We start from the raw sequence: 14,546 nt of genomic DNA, 5'->3' as shown, positions 1-14,546 counted from the left end.
TCAGGCGCCCGCTTCGTCCACGATCTCGGTGATCCGGAGGCCGAAGTCCTCGTCGACCACGACGACCTCGCCGCGGGCGATGAGACGGCCGTTGACCAGCAGGTCGGCCGGGCCGTCGGCGGCGCGGTCGAGCTCCAGCACGGTGCCGGGGGAGAGCGCCAGCAGGTCGCGGACCGCCATCCGGGTCCGGCCCAGCTCGACCGTGACCTCCATGTCGACGCCGGCCAGCATCTCGATGCCGCGCCGCGCGGCGACGTGGTCGCCCGGCTGGGGCGTCGGGGCGCCGTAGGAGAGCGGGCCGGCCTCGGCGGCGGGCGCGGCGACGGGCTCAGCGATCACGTGGGTGGCGGCGAAGGCCGCCGCGGGGGGCGCGGGGACGGCCGTGGCGGGGACCAGGGCGGAGTCGCAGAGCAGGACGGCGGCCTCGATGCCCTGCCCGACGAGCGGCACGGCGGTGAAGGGGCCGCCGAGGTCGGCGACGACCATCGAGAGGTCGACGGGGACGGCCGCCCGGGCCGTGCAGCCCAGCGCGGCGGCGAGGGCGTCGATCGCGGGCTGGGTGGCCGCGGCGAGGTCGAGCCCGCCCAGCGGGCTCTCCACCAGGGCGCGGACGAACTCCTCGCCGACCAGGACGGCGGCGCGGTGGGTGCGCCCGTCGGGCCCCTCCAGGCTGGCGATGGCCGCCCCGGCGAACGCCGCGGTGACGTGCTCGTTGCCCGGCTGCGCGGTGACCGCGCTGAGCGGGGTCACGGCCGGGAGCAGGCCGGCCGCGGCGGTGGCGGCGGTGACGGCCAGGGTCGGGTCCGGCGCGGTCTGCGGCTGGGGGATCATGCGTTCTCCTTCGGGGTGCCCACGATGAGGGCGGCGAGCCGCGGGCCCTTGGCCCCGGCGGTGGCGTGGGCGAACGTGGTGTCGTCGACGCAGACGTCGAGCGGCGCGGACGCCGGGTGCGCGAGGCGGAGGACGTCGCCGGGCTTGAGCGCGGCGAGCGCCGTGGGGTGGAGCGCGGTGGGCCGGAGCCGGACGCTCGCCTCCACCGGGACGTCGGCGAAGCGGTCGTGGAGCAGCCGGGCCGCCTCCTCGCGCTTGACCAGCTCGCGCTCCGAGACCGGGGCCGGGGCGGCGGCCTTGGTGAGGTGGGGGAGCAGCCCGTTGAAGGGCAGGCAGAGCGTCATCCGGTGCGCGATCTCGAGGATCCGCAGCTCGAACTCCACCACCACCATGACGTCGGCGGCGCCGGCGATCTGGGCGAACTGGGGGCTGTACTCGATGCCGGCCGGCAGCAGCTCGAAGTCGGCGATCGCGGCCAGGCCGTAGCGCATCTCGCTCAGCAGCCGGTCGACCAGGCCCCGGATCACGCCCGACTCGATCTCGGTGAGCGGCCGCACGGGCTGCACCGCGCCGCCGGGGCCGCCGAGCATGTGGTCGATGCTGGCCATCGTGGCCGGCAGCGGCACCTCCAGCATGGCGAGGCCGTGCATCGGCTCCGCGGTGAGCTTGACCATGTAGGTCGGGGCCGCGAGGGAGTCGATGTACTCGTCGTAGCTGAGCTGGTGGATGGAGAGCAGCTGGACGGCGCAGACGGTGCGCAGCCAGCTGGTGAAGACGGTGGTGGCCTGCCGCGCGAAGCTGTCGAAGCCGAGCTGCAGGATCCGCGAGTGCTCGCGGCTCAGCTGGATCGGCCGGCGGAAGTCGTAGACGACCGGCTCGGCCCGGCGGTTGCGACGGCGCGCGCGCACGCCCGACGTCCCGTTCTGGGACGCGGGTGCGGACGGCGCGGGAGGGGTCACGTAGGTCGTATCGGCGCGACCCGTGCCCTCCTGAGGGATTTCGGACTAGACCATTCGTCGGGCGGTCTGCCGACCGGTCGGGAGCCGTCGGGGCTCCCCGCCGCTACTGGGTGACGAACTCGGTGAAGTACACCTCCAGCACCTCGCCGTGGTAGGCGTGGTCGAGCTTCTCCATCAGCTTGCCGCGCAGCTCCTCGCGCTGCTCCGTGGTGACCAGCTTGGACATCTCGAGGCCGCTGAAGACGGTGATCGCGGCGTCCAGCGCCTTGCTCCCGTCGGCCTCGTGGGCACCCTCCTCGAGCTGGAGGGCCATGCCCAGGCGCAGGTAGTGGCCGCCGGCGAGGTTGAGCTGCATCGACTCCAGCGTCACCACCTCGCCGGGCACCGGCTCGGTGGGGCCCGACGGCTTGAGGAAGAAGAACCACCCGCCGCCGCCCAGCGCGAGCACCAGGAGCAGGACGACCACGAGCTTCTTCTTGCCGCCCTTCTTCGGCTCCTCGCCCCCCTCGGGGGTCGCGGGGGCGGCCACGGGCTGCATCGCGGTGACGGTCATGCCGGGTCTCCTTCGTCCTCGCGGGCCGCCTGCTCGAGGAGCTCGCGCGTCTCGGCCGGCAGCGCGGAGAGCACCACGATGTCGACCCTCTTGTTGATCTGCTGGGACCCCGGGCGGTCGGGGTCCACGAGCGGCTTCTCGTGGCCGAACGCCGAGGCGGTCAGCCGCTCGCCCGGGATCCCGCGTCGCTCGCTCAGGTGCCGCAGCACGGTGATCGAGCGGGCGGCGGAGAGGTCCCAGTCGGTCTGGTAGTACTTCGGCTTCACCGGGACCTGGTTGGTGTGGCCGTCGATCTGGAGCGCGTCGGGGATCCTGGCCAGCACCGGGGCCAGGGTGTCCACGACCTGCCGGCCGCGGGTCGTCAGGTCGGCCAGGTTGGCCTCGAAGACGACGTGCCGGGAGACCAGGCTGACCACGAGCCCGCGGTTGTCGATCGTGGTGACCACGTCGTCCTGCAGCCCCTTGGCGCGCAGCGCCCGGTGCAGCTGGCGCCGGACCTCCGCGAGCCGGTCCGCCTCGGCCTGCGCCTCGGCGTACCTGCGCTGCGTCCGCAGCCGCTCCTGCTGGGCCACCGTCTGGCTGACCGCCTCGTCCACGGCCTTCTGCTGCTCGGGGGTGAGGTCGCGGTACTGCTCGGTGGTGACCGTCTTGACGGCGGCGCTGCCCGGGTTGTCGAGGATCGACTCGGAGCCGTCCATCACCAGCGCCGACTGGCCGAAGCCCGCGGCCAGGCCCTCCTTGAGGGCGCTGAACTTCTTCTCGTCGACCTGGCTCATCGCGAACATCACGATGAAGAGCACCATCAGGAGGGTGACCATGTCGGCGTAGGTGACGAGCCACCGCTCGTGGTTCTCGTGCTCCTCCTCCGGCTCGCGCCGCTTCCCGGCCATCAGGCGGCCTTCGCCTGCTCGGCGGCGGGGAGCAGCGAGTTGAGCTTCTGCGCGATCACCCGCGGGTTGGCGCCGGCCTGGATCGCGGCGACCCCCTCGATCGCCACCTCCATCCGGTGGCACTCCAGCTCGCTGAGCCGCTTGAGCCGCGCGGCGATCGGCAGCCAGATGGCGTTGGCGGAGCAGACGCCCCACAGGGTGGCGAGGAACGCCGCCGCGATCAGGTGGCCGAGCTCCTCGGGCTGGGCGAGGTTCTCCAGCACGTGCACCAGGCCCATCACGGTGCCGACGATGCCGATGGTGGGCGCGTAGGCGCCCGCGTCGGCGAAGAACTTGGCCGCGTGCTTGTCCTGCGACTTCTTGGCGTAGACCTCCGCCTCGAGGATGTCGCGCACCTCGGCGGGGTCGGTGCCGTCGATCGCCAGGGTGACGCCCTTGACCAGGAAGGGGTCGTCGATGCCGCGCAGCTGGTCCTCCAGGGCCAGCAGCCCGTCGCGCCGGGCGCGCTCGGCGAGCTGGACGACCACCGGGACGAGGTCGCCCGAGGAGGGCGCCTTCGCGGTGAACGCCCGCTTGAGCGACCCGGGGACCGCTTTGCCGTCGGCCAGGGTGCCGCCGGCGAAGCAGATGGCCAGGGTCGCGCCGAAGACGAGGAGCATCGGCGGCAGCAGGATCATCGAGGCGGGGTTACCGCCCTCGAGGATGTTGGACAGGATGATGATCCCGAACGCCAGGACGATGCCGATCAGGGTGGCCGGATCCATGTCAGCTCTCCCGCCGCTCGGCGGCGGCCTCGCGCCCCGGGAGGCTGGTGACCGGCGCCAGGTGGGCCGTGTGCGGGGTGGGGAAGAGCTGCTCCAGATCGGGCGGCACCATCGCGGAGAGCGCGACGATCTCGGAGCGGAAGCCCCGCACCGCGGCGACGACCTGGGTCATGGAGTCCGCGACGACGTACTTCGTCCCGTCGGTCAGCGTGATGACCGTGTCGGGGGTGGCGTCGATGCGCTCGATCAGGTCGGAGTTCAGGACGAACTGCGTCCCTGAGAGTCGGGTCAGCATGATCACGATCGGCACCATCCTTGTGCGTCCAGCCGAGGGCCGTCCGTGGCCCTCGTTCCTTCACTTCGGCCGGGCGGGGCCCGACCTGAGGCCTTCCGGCCGACCCGTCCGCACGAAGGTGCGGCCGGGCCGGCGCGGAGGCGCCCGCGCGCGTCAGCGCTTGATGTTCACCAGCTCCTCCAGGACCTGGTCGGAGGTGGTGATCACCCGCGAGCTGGCCTGGAAGCCGCGCTGGGCCAGGATCAGGTTGGTGAACTCGGCGGCGAGGTCGACGTTCGACATCTCCAGCGAGCCGCCCTTGACCGTGCCGCGACCGCCCTCGCCCGCGACGCCCAGCTGGGCGTCGCCGGAGTTGGCCGAGACCCGGTAGCTGGTCTCGCCGACCTTCTCCAGGCCGTTGGGGTTGGTGAAGTCGGCGACGGCGATCTGGGCCATCCCGCGCTGGATGCCGTCGGAGAAGCGGCCGGTGACCTTGCCGTCGCTGCCGATCGTGTACGACGTCATCTCGACGCCCGCGGGCACGGCCGGGACGGCGTTCGCGACGTCGAGGGTGACGTCGACGAGCCCGCCGGTGGCGTTGCCGTCGGCGTCCAGGGCGTAGCCCTGCACGCGGTTGCCGGTGGGCGTGACGAGGGTGCCGGCGGAGTCGAACGAGAAGGCCCCGGCGCGGGTGTAGAGCTGTTCGTCGCCCTTGCGGACCACGAACATGCCGTCGCCCGAGAGCATCAGGTCGGTGGCGCGACCGGTGGTCTGCTCCGAGCCCTGGGTGAGGTTGGTGACGGTGCCGGCGAGCTGCACGCCGAGGCCGACCTGGACGGGGTTGGTGCCGCCGTTGTTGTCGTTGGGGCCGCCGGCGCCGGTCATCATCTGGCTGAGCGTGTCCTGGAAGACCGTGGTGCTGGACTTGAAGCCGGTGGTGTTGGCGTTGGCGATGTTGTTGCCGGTCACGTCGAGCATGGTCTGGTTGACGCGGAGCCCGGAGATGCCGGTGAAGAGCGAACGAAGCATGGTGGTTACCTCACGAGTGATGGGACGGGAAGGGGGTCAGGAAGGGGTGTCGCCGCTGGTGGCTGCGGTGACCGAGGAGACCAGCGCGAGCGGCACCTCGGTGCCGCCGACGTCGAGGACCGGGCCCTGGGCGCCGAAGACGACGCCGGAGACCAGGCCGCTGCCGGCCGTGCCGTCCGGGTTGGTCCAGGCCACCTCGCGGCCGACGAGCCCGGCGGCGCCGAACGCCATCTGGCTCGAGAGCAGCAGCGCGGTCTGGTCGGCCACGGCCTGCATCTTCTCCAGCGCCGTGAACTGCGCGGTCTGGGCGAGGAACTCCCCGGAGTCCGCCGGGTTCAGCGGGTCCTGGTAGCGCATCTGCGCGACCATCAGCTGCAGGAACATGTCCTTGTCAGCCGCGGTCGTCGGGGTGGACGTGCTGGTCGTGGCCGGACCGAACATGCCGGCCGACACGGCCTCCGTTGCCGGGATCGACACGGATTCCTCCTCACACGGTCACGTCGAGCCCCGTGGCACGGGGACGGCGGACCGGGTCGTGCGGGGCAGGGACCGTCCCTGCTCCGCTGGTGGTGCCGTCCGTGGCGAGCTTTCCCTCACGCGTCCCTGCGTGGTGGTTCATGGGCCCCCGGTCTCCGCCGGGGGTGTCGGCGCCGGCCCGGGAGCCGGGCTGGCCGTCGCGACCCGCCGCGCCGTCCTGGCGCTGGCCGAGCAGGTCGGGGGTGCCGGGCTCGCGGACGAGCACGCGGCTCTCCTGCGCCCCGGCGAGCTCGAGCAGCCGCGCGAGCTCGGGGGCGCCCTCGAGCAGGGCCCCGCGGGCCTGGTCGCCCGCGGCGAAGCTGACCGTCACCTCGCCGGCCCGCACGAGCAGGGTCACCTTGACCTCGCCGAGGGCCTCCGGGTTGAGCGTCAGCGTGATCCGGTGGGTGCCCTCGCCGCGGCTGACCATGCTGGTCACCTCGGGGAAGACCTGGCCGCGCACGTGCGCCGCCGTCCCCGGGTCCGCGGGCGCCGCCGCGGGCGGAGCCACGGGCGTCGCGGGAGCCACGGCGGCGCCGACGGCCGCGGCAGCGCCGGGAACCTGGGCAGCCGCGGGCGCAGGCGATGCCGCGGGAGCCTGGCCAGCCGAGGGAGCCGACGCCCCCTGCGGGACGTCATCAGCCGGGGTCGTCGGGGCAGCCGCCCCCGATGACGTCTCGAGGCCTGCCCGCAGGACGTCGTCAGCGGGGGTCGCGGGGGCGACCGGCCCTGATGACGTCGCCGAGGGGGCGGGGGTCGTCCCCGCCACGCCCGTCGCCGGGTCTGTCGCCGGGTCCGCCACCGGGTCCGTCATCGGGTCCGCCGCCACCGCGCCGCCCTGCCGGACGTCATCAGCCGGGGTCGTCGGGGCAGCCGCTCCTGATGACGTCTCGGGCGTGAGCGGCGTGGCCGGTGCGACGACGGGGGCCGTGCCACCCGCGTGGACGGCGGCGTTCTCGCTGGCGACCCGGGCGGCGTCGAGCCCGAACGGCCCCAGCAGCGCGAGCTCGGCCGACACCGGCGCGGGCGTGGTGGCCTCGGGCGGCAGGCCTGCCGCGCCCTCGTGCTCGAGGGTGCCCTCCGTGTCTTCCGACGGGGTGCTCCCGTCGGACTCCTCGGTGGAGCGGTGCACGTGCACCGGAACTGCTGCGAGATCGTCGAGGACGGCGCCATTCGGGTGCACGTGCGTCCCTTCGTCGCCGGCGCCGGCGCCGGCGACGGTGCCGGTGCCGGGGGCGGCGGGCAGCGCCGCCAGCAGCAGCGCGAAGAAGCCGGCGGCGTTCTCCGGGGGCACCGGTGCGCCGGTGGGCGTCGCCGGGGTGGTGCCGAAGGGGGCCGAGGCCGCGGTGGCCTGGGTCGCGGCGGGGGTCGCGGCGGGGGTCGCGGCGGGGGGCGCGGGCACCCGGGCACCCAGCTGGGGGAGCGCGTTCACCGGGCACCTCCCAGCATGCCCATGACGGAGCGGACGTAGTTCTGGGTCTCCGCGTAGGGCGGGACGCCGTCGTAGCGCAGCACCGCGCCGGGACCGGCGTTGTACGCCGCGAGCGCGAGGTCGGTGCGCCCGAACCGGTCGAGCAGGTCGCGGACGAGGCGCGCGGCCCCGTCGACGGCCTGGGACGGGTCGAAGGAGTCGGTGACACCGAGGCCCTGGGCGGTGGCGGGCATGAGCTGCATGAGGCCCTGGGCGCCCGCGGGGCTCACCGCGGTGGGGTTGAAGCCCGACTCCTGCTTGGCGATCGCCGCGAGCAGGGTCGGGGAGACGCCGTACCGGGAGCCGGCGCTGGTGAAGAGGTCGGCGAAGGGGGTGCCGCCTGTCGCGGCCGGGGCGCCGTACGCCGGGACGCCGTACGCCGCCGCGGCACCCGCCACCGGGGCAGCCCCGCCGACCCCGCCGGCCACCGCGTCGCCGGACGCGGCGTCGGGGAGGATCCGGCGGATCACGTCGGGGGTGCTCGGCACGTCGATGACGCGGATGTCGAGCCCGGTGCGCGGCGCCTCGATCATCTTGCCGCCGCCGATGTAGATCGCGATGTGGTCGACCCCGTCGTTGCGGCTCGAGTTGTCCCAGGCGATCAGGTCGCCGGGCTGGGCCTGGCTCATGCTCTCCACCGGTCGCCCGGAGGCCGCCTGCTGGAAGGAGACGCGGGGCAGGTCGTAGCCGAGGTTCTTGTAGACGACCTGGACGAGGCCGGAGCAGTCCATCCCCTTGGTCGGGTCGGTGCCGCCCCAGACGTAGGGCAGGCCGAGGTACTTGCGGGCCTCGGCGACCACGTCGTCGCCGCTCACCGAGCCGGGCGTCGCCGTGCTCGGCACGGGCGCGGCGCCGGTCACCGGGACGGGGCCACCGAGCCCGCCGAGGCCGGACGACGAGCCGGCGGCCGTGACGGCCGAGTCGCCGAGCGCCTGCCCGAGCAGGGAGGAGAAGTCGCCGCCGGTGCTGCGCGGCGGGGCGAGGAGGGCCAGCTGGGACTGGATCTGGGCGATCCGCCCGGTGACGTCGGCGACGGTCATCGCGCGCCCCCCTGCTGCCGGCTCCACAGCTGGGCGGCGATGTCGTCGAGCTCGCGCGCCTCGCGGCGGGCGCGCTCGACGCGGCGGGCCTCGGCCCGGCGCTCCAGCAGGTTCTCGACGGCGGCGAGCCGGGTCCGGTCCTGCGACCAGTGGGCGTGCGCGGCCTCGGCGATCCGCTGGGCGGCGGCGAGCTCCTGCTCGGCCCGCGACGAGGCGTCGCCGAGCGAGAGCAGGGCGGTGCGCTCCGCGAGGTAGGACCACGTCTCGCCCACGCCCCACGCGGGGGCGCCGGCGAGCCGCTCCTGCAGCTCGGTGAGCCGGTCCTGCTGGCGGTCGCGCTCGACGGCGGCCGCCTGCAGGCCGAGCCGGCTGTCGCGCTCGCGGACGGAGCGGACCCGCTCGACGGCGCGCATGCCGCGGTCGTGGCCGCCGGGACGCGCGCTCACGACGCCACCAGCTCGTGCAGGCGCGTCCAGGTCGCGAAGGTGGGCGTGCTCTCGTCCATCGGCTGGCGCAGGAAGTCGTCGATCTGCGGCATCTTCGCCAGCGCGGCGTCGGCGTCGGCGTCGGCCCCGCGGACGTAGGCGCCGATCTCCACCAGCTCGCGGACGTCGCGGTGGGCCGCGAGCATCCGGCGCAGCCGGGTGGCGTCCGCGCGCTGCTCGGGGGTGGTGACGGCGCCGGTGACCCGGGAGATCGACTCCAGCACGTCGATGCTGGGGAAGTGGCCCGACGTGGCGAGCCGGCGGGAGAGGACGACGTGGCCGTCGAGGATCGAGCGGGCGGTGTCGCCGACCGGGTCCTGCATGTCGTCGCCCTCGACGAGCACGGTGTAGAGGCCGGTGATGCTGCCGGCGGCCGAGGTCCCGGCGCGCTCGAGCAGCCGGGGGAGGAGGGCGAAGACGCTCGGCGGGTAGCCGCGGGTGGCGGGCGGCTCGCCGGCGCTGAGGCCGATCTCGCGCTGGGCCATGGCGACGCGGGTCAGGCTGTCCATCATCAGCACCACGTCGCGGCCGGCGTCGCGGAAGGACTCCGCGATCCGGGTGGCGACGAAGGCGGCGCGGAGCCGCTCGACGGGCGGGGCGTCGGAGGTGGCGACCACGACGACCGAGCGGGCCAGCCCCTCGGGGCCGAGGTCGTTCTCCAGGAACTCCCGGACCTCGCGGCCGCGCTCGCCGACCAGCGCGAGGACGCAGACCTCGGCGTCGGTGCCGCGGGCGATCATCGACAGCAGGCTCGACTTGCCGACGCCGGAGCCGGCCATGATCCCGATCCGCTGGCCGCGTCCGCAGGGGGTGAGCGAGTCCAGGGCGCGGACGCCGAGGCCGAGCTGCTCGGTGATCCGCGGGCGGGAGAGCGCGGGCGGGGTGGGGTGGTCGACGCTGACGAGCTCGAGGTGGTCGAGCGCCGGTCCGTCGTCGATCGGGCGGCCGAGGCCGTCGAGCACCCGCCCGCGCAGCTCCTCGCCGACCCGGATCCGCAGCGGCCCGCCGGTGTGCTGCACCAGCGCGCCGGCGCGCAGGCCGGTGGTGGGGCCCAGCGGCAGGCAGACGAGCCCGGCGGTGCTGGAGGCCGCGACCTCGGCCAGCACGGGCACGCCCGTGGTCGACTCGATCTCCACGAGGTCGCCGACGGCGGCGGGGACCCCGCCGACGAGCAGGTGCAGCCCGAGGATCTCGGTGACCCGGCCCAGCCGCGGGGTGGCGGTGGCGGCCAGGGCGGCCTCGTGCACCGCGGTGGTCAGCGCGCTCATCGCAGCGCCTCCCGGACCCGGGCCAGCGCCGGCTCGAGGCGCAGGTCGAGGGCGTGGTCCTCGACCTCGACGACCGCGTCGACGGGGCCGAGGGCGGGGTCGGCGACGACGGCCACGCCGCGCTCGGCGAGGTCGGCGACCGCCGGGTGGCCCAGGTGGCCGGGGGCCAGGTGGACCCGCGCGACCGGTCCGCCGGGCGCCAGCGCCAGCACGCGGCGTACGACGTCGGCACCGTCGGCGGCGGCCACCTCGCGGCCCAGCAGCTCGGTGGTGAGTGCCCAGGCCAGCTCGGTGCCCTGGACCTCGAGCCGCTCGACGACCGAGGCCACCTGCGTGCGCAGCTGGTCGGCGGCGGCGGTCAGCGCGGCGACGGCGGCGGCGTGCTCGGCGGCCCGCTCACGCTCGGCCTCGGCCCAGCGCTCGCTCTGCTCCTGCGCGGCGACGGTCGCCTCCTCGGCGGCCTCGCGGCGGCCCTGGGCCCAGCCCACGGTGTAGCCCTGCGCCTGCGCGGCGGCCCGCGCCTGCTCCGCCACGGCGGAGAGGGTGTGCTCGGCGACGGGGTCGCCGAGCAGGCTGTCGGGACCCAGCCGGGTCCACTCGCCGCGCCGCAGCTCGGGCGGGCGGATCCGGGTCACCGCGGGGCCGGCCTGGGCGACGGGCGCCACGACGGCGGCCTCAGTCGACGAACTCATCGTCACTCCCTCGGCGGACCATGATCTGGCCGGACTCCTCCAGCTTGCGGATCGTGCGGATGATGCCCTGGCGGGCCTCCTCGACCTGGGTGAGGCGGACCGGGCCGAGCAGCTCGACCTCCTCGAGCAGGTTCTCGGCGGCACGCTCGGAGAGGTTGCCGGTGATCTTGCTGCGGACCGGGCCGTCCTCGATGCCCTTGAGGGCCAGCGCCAGGTCGGAGCTCTCGACCTCGCGCAGCACCTGCTGCACCGACCGGTCGTCGAGCATGACGATGTCCTCGAACATGAACATCCGGCTCTTGACCTCGTCGGCCAGGGAGTTGTCGAGCGCCTCGAGGCCCTCGACGATCTGGCGCTCGGTGGAGCGGTCGGAGCGGTTGATGATGTTGACCAGCGGGTCCAGGCCGCCGACCCGCGACATCTCGGCGGGCTGCAGCATCGAGGAGAGCTTGCGCTCCAGCGTGGTCTCGACGACGTGCACGATCTCGGGCGACGTCTGGTCCATCACCGCGATCCGGTGGGCGATCTGGGCCTGCTGCTCCGGCGGCAGCCCGGAGAGCACGAGCGACGCCTTGTCGGCGGTCATGTGGGCCAGCACCAGGGCGATCACCTGGGGGTGCTCGTCGGCGATGAAGGAGCGCAGCTGCGCCGGGTCGGCGCGCAGCAGGAACTGGAACGGCATCTGCACCGCGGCGGCCTGCAGCCGCTGGATCACCTCGGCCGCCTTCTCCTCGCCGAGCGAGCCCTCGAGGAGCTGGCGGGCGTAGTCGAGGCCGCCCTTGGCGATGTGGGCGCGGGCGGTGAGCAGGTCGCGGAACTCGCCCATCACCTGGTCGGACTCGTCGCCGCTGACGTACTGCAGCCGGGCGATCTCGGCGGAGATCGCCTCGACCTCCTCCGGGGAGAGGTGGCTGAGCACCTCGCTGGCGCGCTCCTTGCCGAGCTGGATGAGGAGGACCGCGGTCTTGCGCAGGCCCTTGGTCGCGACGGCGGTCATCAGGGACGCTCCACGAGCCAGCCGCGCAGCAGCTGCGCGACGTCCTCGGGCTGACGCTCCACGAGGGCGGCCAGCTCGTCACGGAGGTCGTCGGCCTCGCTCTTCTCCGCGGCCTCCAGCGCCATCATCGCGGCGCTCGCGGCCTCGACCTGCGGCTGCTGCTGGGTGCGGGCGGCCTGGTCGGCGCGCAGCTGCTCGACGACGTACGTCGTGGCCTGGGCGCGTGCCTTGGCCCGACGGCGGCCCTTGAGCCAGGCCAGGACCAGCATCAGCACCACGAGGGCGGCGAGCCCGCCGTTGCGCAGCATCTCGTTGCGCGCCGCCTTGGCGTCGGCGGCGGCAGCGGCCTCGAGCTCCTTCTGGGCGGCCTCCTCGGCGCTGCGGTCGAAGGGGAGCTCGGTGACCTCGATGGTGTCGCCGCGCTCGAGGTCCTCGCCGATCGCGGCGGCGATGAGGTTGCGCATGTTGGCGGCGCCGGGCTTGACCGGGGCGTTGGTGTCGAGGGCGACGCCGATGTGCAGCGACTCCACGCCGCCGGGGGCGGCCTCGCGGGTCTCCACCACGGTGTTGACGGCGTTGTCCTCGGTGGTCGTCTCCTTGCTGTAGGAGCCGTCGCCGCCGCCGCCGGGGTTCTCCATCTGGCCCTCGGGGCCGACGACGCCGCCGGCCGTGCCCTGGTCGCCCGCGCCGCCGTTGTAGCTCTCGCGCTGGCGGGAGCGGGACAGCGGCTTGGCCTCGGGGTCGGACTCGTAGGTGGTGGTGGTGCTGACCGACTTGTCGAAGTCGAGGTTGGCGGTCACCACGACGGTGGAGTTGTTGGGGCCGACGACCGTGTCGAGGGTCCGCTGGATCTTGGCGGTCAGGTCGTCCTGGTACTCCTCGACGGCCTGCGCGCGGGTGCCGGAGCCGGTGCCGCCGGTGGTGCCGTCGGCCGACAGCACGCGGCCGGTGGAGTCGGTGACGGTGACCTTGTCGGGGTCGAGGCCCTCGATGCTGGAGGCGACCAGGTGGACGACGGCCTGGACCTGCTCGGGCTGGAAGGCGTCGCCGCGGTCGGTGGCGACGAGCACGGAGGCCTTGGCGGGGTCCTGCTCCTTGGCGAAGACCTGCTTGGGCGGCATCGCGAGGTGGACGACGGCCGTGCGCACCCCGTCGATCGCCTCGATGGTGGTGGCGAGCTCGCCCTCCATGGCCCGCTTGAAGCTGGTCTGCTCCTGGAACTGGGAGGTGGAGAGGCTCTGCTCGTCGAGCAGCGAGTAGCCGCCGTCGGTGCTGGCCGGGAGGCCCTCGCCGCTCAGCGCGATCCGGGTCTCGTGGACCTGGTCCTTCGGGACCATCACGGTCGCGCCGCCGTTGCTGATCTCGTAGGGCACGCCGGTGGCCTCGAGCTCGTCGATCACGGCGGCGGCGTCCTCGGCGGCCATGTTGGAGAAGAGCGGGCTGTAGCTGGGGGTGGCGGCCCAGCGGAACACCATGAAGCCGGCCATCAGCAGGGCGAGGCCGCCGACCACGGCCACGGCCTTCTGGCCGGCCGTGAACGAGGTGAACGTGCTCCGGAATCGCGCGAGGCTGCGCGTCATCGTGTCCTTCATCAGACCTGCATCCGCATGATCTCGTTGAACGCCTCGAGCGCCTTGTTGCGCACCGCGACGGTCAGCTGGGTGGTGACCGCGGCCTCGGTGGCCGCGATCGTGTAGTCGTGCATGGCAGCCAGGTCACCGGTGGCGGCCTGGACGGCGAGCTTGTCGGTGCGGTCCTGGACGCCCTCGAGCCGCTCCAGCCCGTCGAGGACCAGGTCGCCGAAGTCGGAGCCGGCCGCGCCGGCGCCCTGGGGGCCCTGGGGACCCTGCACCCCGGCGGCGCCACCGGCGCCACCGGCGCCGCCGACGGCCCCGGCCGCGCCGGCGGCCGGGAAGGACTGGGGGACGAACGGCGTGAAGCCGATGCCCTCGATGCCGGAGATGCTCATCAGCCACGTCCGATCTGCAGGGCGGCGTTGTAGGAGTCCTGGGCGTTCTTGGTGACCTGGACCGAGGCCTGGAAGCCGCGCTGGGCCATCACCATCTGGCTCATCTGGCTCGCCATGTCCATGTCGGGCAGCCGCACGTAGCCGTCCTCGTCGGCCAGCGGGTGCTCCGGGGCGTGCACGAGGCGGCCCTCGGCGCTGCCGAGCTCGATGTCGGCGACGTCGACGCCGCCGTCGGGGCGGGAGCGGGCGACGACCATCCGCGCCTGGAAGGCGTCCTCGTCGGTGCTGGTGGCCGTGTTGGCGTTGGCGATGTTGTGGGAGAGCGAGTCCAGCCAGGTCTGGTGCATGCCCAGGCTGGAGCCCGCGATCCGGAGCTGGTCGAAGGCGCCCATCACTGGCCCGTCGCCGCGGTGCGGACCAGGCTGAGGCGGTCGTTCACCGCGCGGGTCAGCAGCTGGTACTGGAACTGGGACTGCAGCGCCGCCAGGGACTCCTTGCGGAGGTCGACGTTGTTGCCGTTGACGCCCACCGGGGTGTCGGTGGGGACGGCCGAGGCCGTCACCTGGCCGTCGCCGCGGGCGATCCCGCCGTCGGCGATGGCCGCCCGGAGCGAGGACTCGAAGTCGACGGAGGTGGCGCGGAAGCCCGGGGTGTCGACGTTGGCGATGTTGTCGGCGATCACGCGCTGGCGCAGCGCGACCCCGTCGAGGGCGGCGCCGAGCGCGGACGACACTGCGTCGGTGACGGCGAAGGACACGGAGATGCCTCTCTCGAGGGGTGCCGGTCCTTCGGCGGGGAGGGGTGAGCG

The 14,546-nt window shown here is 74.1% G+C and carries 18 protein-coding genes; all 18 read right to left on the bottom strand.

Translation table 11 applies throughout. The annotated features are described in order from the left end of the window. The 18 genes from fliN to flgB all read right to left on the bottom strand — a co-directional run bounded on the left by fliN (nt 1) and on the right by flgB (nt 14,495). Nucleotides 1–831 (bottom strand): flagellar motor switch protein FliN, encoded by an 831-nt coding sequence (fliN, locus tag DNK53_RS00190; protein WP_110180331.1) that lies wholly within the window; start codon nt 829–831, stop codon nt 1–3. Beyond that, entirely contained in the window at nt 828–1,739 is a 912-nt protein-coding gene (locus tag DNK53_RS00185) for a flagellar motor switch protein FliM (RefSeq protein WP_239456282.1), read from the bottom strand. The genes fliN and DNK53_RS00185 overlap by 4 nt, the downstream gene beginning before the upstream one ends. Nucleotides 1,740–1,893: 154 nt before the next feature. Next, nucleotides 1,894–2,343 carry a flagellar basal body-associated FliL family protein gene (locus tag DNK53_RS00180; protein ID WP_110180329.1) on the bottom strand — a complete coding sequence of 150 codons (450 nt, stop codon included), beginning with the start codon at nt 2,341–2,343 and terminating at the stop codon, nt 1,894–1,896. Next, the gene (locus tag DNK53_RS00175) at nt 2,340–3,233 is read right to left on the bottom strand and encodes an OmpA/MotB family protein (RefSeq protein ID WP_110180328.1); all 894 of its coding nucleotides are present in this window, start codon (nt 3,231–3,233) and stop codon (nt 2,340–2,342) included. Before DNK53_RS00175 ends, DNK53_RS00180 begins: the two co-directional genes overlap by 4 nt. Further along, nucleotides 3,233–3,997 (bottom strand): motility protein A, encoded by a 765-nt coding sequence (locus tag DNK53_RS00170; RefSeq protein ID WP_110180327.1) that lies wholly within the window; start codon nt 3,995–3,997, stop codon nt 3,233–3,235. The genes DNK53_RS00175 and DNK53_RS00170 overlap by 1 nt, the downstream gene beginning before the upstream one ends. A 1-nt stretch (nt 3,998) precedes the next feature. After that, the gene (locus DNK53_RS00165) at nt 3,999–4,292 is read right to left on the bottom strand and encodes a flagellar FlbD family protein (RefSeq protein WP_239456281.1); all 294 of its coding nucleotides are present in this window, start codon (nt 4,290–4,292) and stop codon (nt 3,999–4,001) included. 153 nt (nt 4,293–4,445) lie between these two features. Then, a complete protein-coding gene (locus DNK53_RS00160) occupies nt 4,446–5,300 on the bottom strand; it encodes a flagellar hook-basal body complex protein (RefSeq protein WP_110180326.1) in 855 nt (284 codons plus the stop codon). 36 nt (nt 5,301–5,336) lie between these two features. After that, the gene (locus tag DNK53_RS00155) at nt 5,337–5,777 is read right to left on the bottom strand and encodes a flagellar hook capping FlgD N-terminal domain-containing protein (RefSeq protein ID WP_162599678.1); all 441 of its coding nucleotides are present in this window, start codon (nt 5,775–5,777) and stop codon (nt 5,337–5,339) included. Nucleotides 5,778–5,787: 10 nt separating this feature from the next. Then, complete coding sequence (locus tag DNK53_RS17285; protein WP_162599677.1) at nt 5,788–7,248, bottom strand: flagellar hook-length control protein FliK; 1,461 nt, start codon at nt 7,246–7,248, stop codon at nt 5,788–5,790. Next, nucleotides 7,245–8,327 (bottom strand): transglycosylase SLT domain-containing protein, encoded by a 1,083-nt coding sequence (locus tag DNK53_RS00140; protein ID WP_110180322.1) that lies wholly within the window; start codon nt 8,325–8,327, stop codon nt 7,245–7,247. Before DNK53_RS00140 ends, DNK53_RS17285 begins: the two co-directional genes overlap by 4 nt. Next, on the bottom strand, nt 8,324–8,773 hold the full coding sequence (locus tag DNK53_RS00135) for a flagellar FliJ family protein (protein ID WP_110180321.1): 450 nt from the start codon (nt 8,771–8,773) through the stop codon (nt 8,324–8,326). The genes DNK53_RS00140 and DNK53_RS00135 overlap by 4 nt, the downstream gene beginning before the upstream one ends. After that, nucleotides 8,770–10,080 (bottom strand): FliI/YscN family ATPase, encoded by a 1,311-nt coding sequence (locus tag DNK53_RS00130; RefSeq protein WP_110180320.1) that lies wholly within the window; start codon nt 10,078–10,080, stop codon nt 8,770–8,772. Before DNK53_RS00130 ends, DNK53_RS00135 begins: the two co-directional genes overlap by 4 nt. Further along, nucleotides 10,077–10,772 carry a FliH/SctL family protein gene (locus tag DNK53_RS00125; protein WP_162599676.1) on the bottom strand — a complete coding sequence of 232 codons (696 nt, stop codon included), beginning with the start codon at nt 10,770–10,772 and terminating at the stop codon, nt 10,077–10,079. The genes DNK53_RS00130 and DNK53_RS00125 overlap by 4 nt, the downstream gene beginning before the upstream one ends. Next, nucleotides 10,756–11,769, bottom strand: coding sequence for a flagellar motor switch protein FliG (gene fliG / locus DNK53_RS00120; RefSeq protein ID WP_110180318.1), 1,014 nt, complete (start codon nt 11,767–11,769; stop codon nt 10,756–10,758). Before fliG ends, DNK53_RS00125 begins: the two co-directional genes overlap by 17 nt. Beyond that, a complete protein-coding gene (gene fliF / locus DNK53_RS00115) occupies nt 11,769–13,349 on the bottom strand; it encodes a flagellar basal-body MS-ring/collar protein FliF (protein WP_239456280.1) in 1,581 nt (526 codons plus the stop codon). The genes fliG and fliF overlap by 1 nt, the downstream gene beginning before the upstream one ends. 11 nt (nt 13,350–13,360) lie before the next feature. Beyond that, the gene (gene fliE / locus DNK53_RS00110; protein ID WP_110180316.1) at nt 13,361–13,738 is read right to left on the bottom strand and encodes a flagellar hook-basal body complex protein FliE; all 378 of its coding nucleotides are present in this window, start codon (nt 13,736–13,738) and stop codon (nt 13,361–13,363) included. Next, nucleotides 13,738–14,130: a flagellar basal body rod protein FlgC gene (locus DNK53_RS00105; RefSeq protein WP_110181300.1), complete on the bottom strand. Its 393-nt coding sequence runs from the start codon at nt 14,128–14,130 to the stop codon at nt 13,738–13,740. Before DNK53_RS00105 ends, fliE begins: the two co-directional genes overlap by 1 nt. Beyond that, entirely contained in the window at nt 14,130–14,495 is a 366-nt protein-coding gene (flgB, locus tag DNK53_RS00100) for a flagellar basal body rod protein FlgB (RefSeq protein WP_110180315.1), read from the bottom strand. Before flgB ends, DNK53_RS00105 begins: the two co-directional genes overlap by 1 nt. Between the last annotated feature and the right edge of the window lie 51 nt (nt 14,496–14,546).

This window comes from Nocardioides solisilvae, assembly GCF_003194625.1.
Lineage (GTDB): Bacteria > Actinomycetota > Actinomycetes > Propionibacteriales > Nocardioidaceae > Nocardioides > Nocardioides solisilvae.
This window is presented reverse-complemented; position numbering and strand designations above follow the sequence as displayed.

What these genes read in the sequence shown, in the direction of transcription:
- DNK53_RS00165 (WP_239456281.1), bottom strand. Translation starts at nt 4,292, where the DNA reads ATGCTGACCCGACTCTCAGGGACGCAGTTCGTCCTGAACTCCGACCTG.
- fliN (WP_110180331.1), bottom strand. Translation starts at nt 831, where the DNA reads ATGATCCCCCAGCCGCAGACCGCGCCGGACCCGACCCTGGCCGTCACC.
- DNK53_RS00170 (WP_110180327.1), bottom strand. Translation starts at nt 3,997, where the DNA reads ATGGATCCGGCCACCCTGATCGGCATCGTCCTGGCGTTCGGGATCATC.
- fliG (WP_110180318.1), bottom strand. Translation starts at nt 11,769, where the DNA reads ATGACCGCCGTCGCGACCAAGGGCCTGCGCAAGACCGCGGTCCTCCTC.
- DNK53_RS00175 (WP_110180328.1), bottom strand. Translation starts at nt 3,233, where the DNA reads ATGGCCGGGAAGCGGCGCGAGCCGGAGGAGGAGCACGAGAACCACGAG.
- DNK53_RS00140 (WP_110180322.1), bottom strand. Translation starts at nt 8,327, where the DNA reads ATGACCGTCGCCGACGTCACCGGGCGGATCGCCCAGATCCAGTCCCAG.
- DNK53_RS00130 (WP_110180320.1), bottom strand. Translation starts at nt 10,080, where the DNA reads ATGAGCGCGCTGACCACCGCGGTGCACGAGGCCGCCCTGGCCGCCACC.
- DNK53_RS00180 (WP_110180329.1), bottom strand. Translation starts at nt 2,343, where the DNA reads ATGACCGTCACCGCGATGCAGCCCGTGGCCGCCCCCGCGACCCCCGAG.
- fliE (WP_110180316.1), bottom strand. Translation starts at nt 13,738, where the DNA reads ATGAGCATCTCCGGCATCGAGGGCATCGGCTTCACGCCGTTCGTCCCC.
- DNK53_RS00125 (WP_162599676.1), bottom strand. Translation starts at nt 10,772, where the DNA reads ATGAGTTCGTCGACTGAGGCCGCCGTCGTGGCGCCCGTCGCCCAGGCC.
- DNK53_RS00105 (WP_110181300.1), bottom strand. Translation starts at nt 14,130, where the DNA reads ATGGGCGCCTTCGACCAGCTCCGGATCGCGGGCTCCAGCCTGGGCATG.
- fliF (WP_239456280.1), bottom strand. Translation starts at nt 13,349, where the DNA reads ATGACGCGCAGCCTCGCGCGATTCCGGAGCACGTTCACCTCGTTCACG.
- DNK53_RS00160 (WP_110180326.1), bottom strand. Translation starts at nt 5,300, where the DNA reads ATGCTTCGTTCGCTCTTCACCGGCATCTCCGGGCTCCGCGTCAACCAG.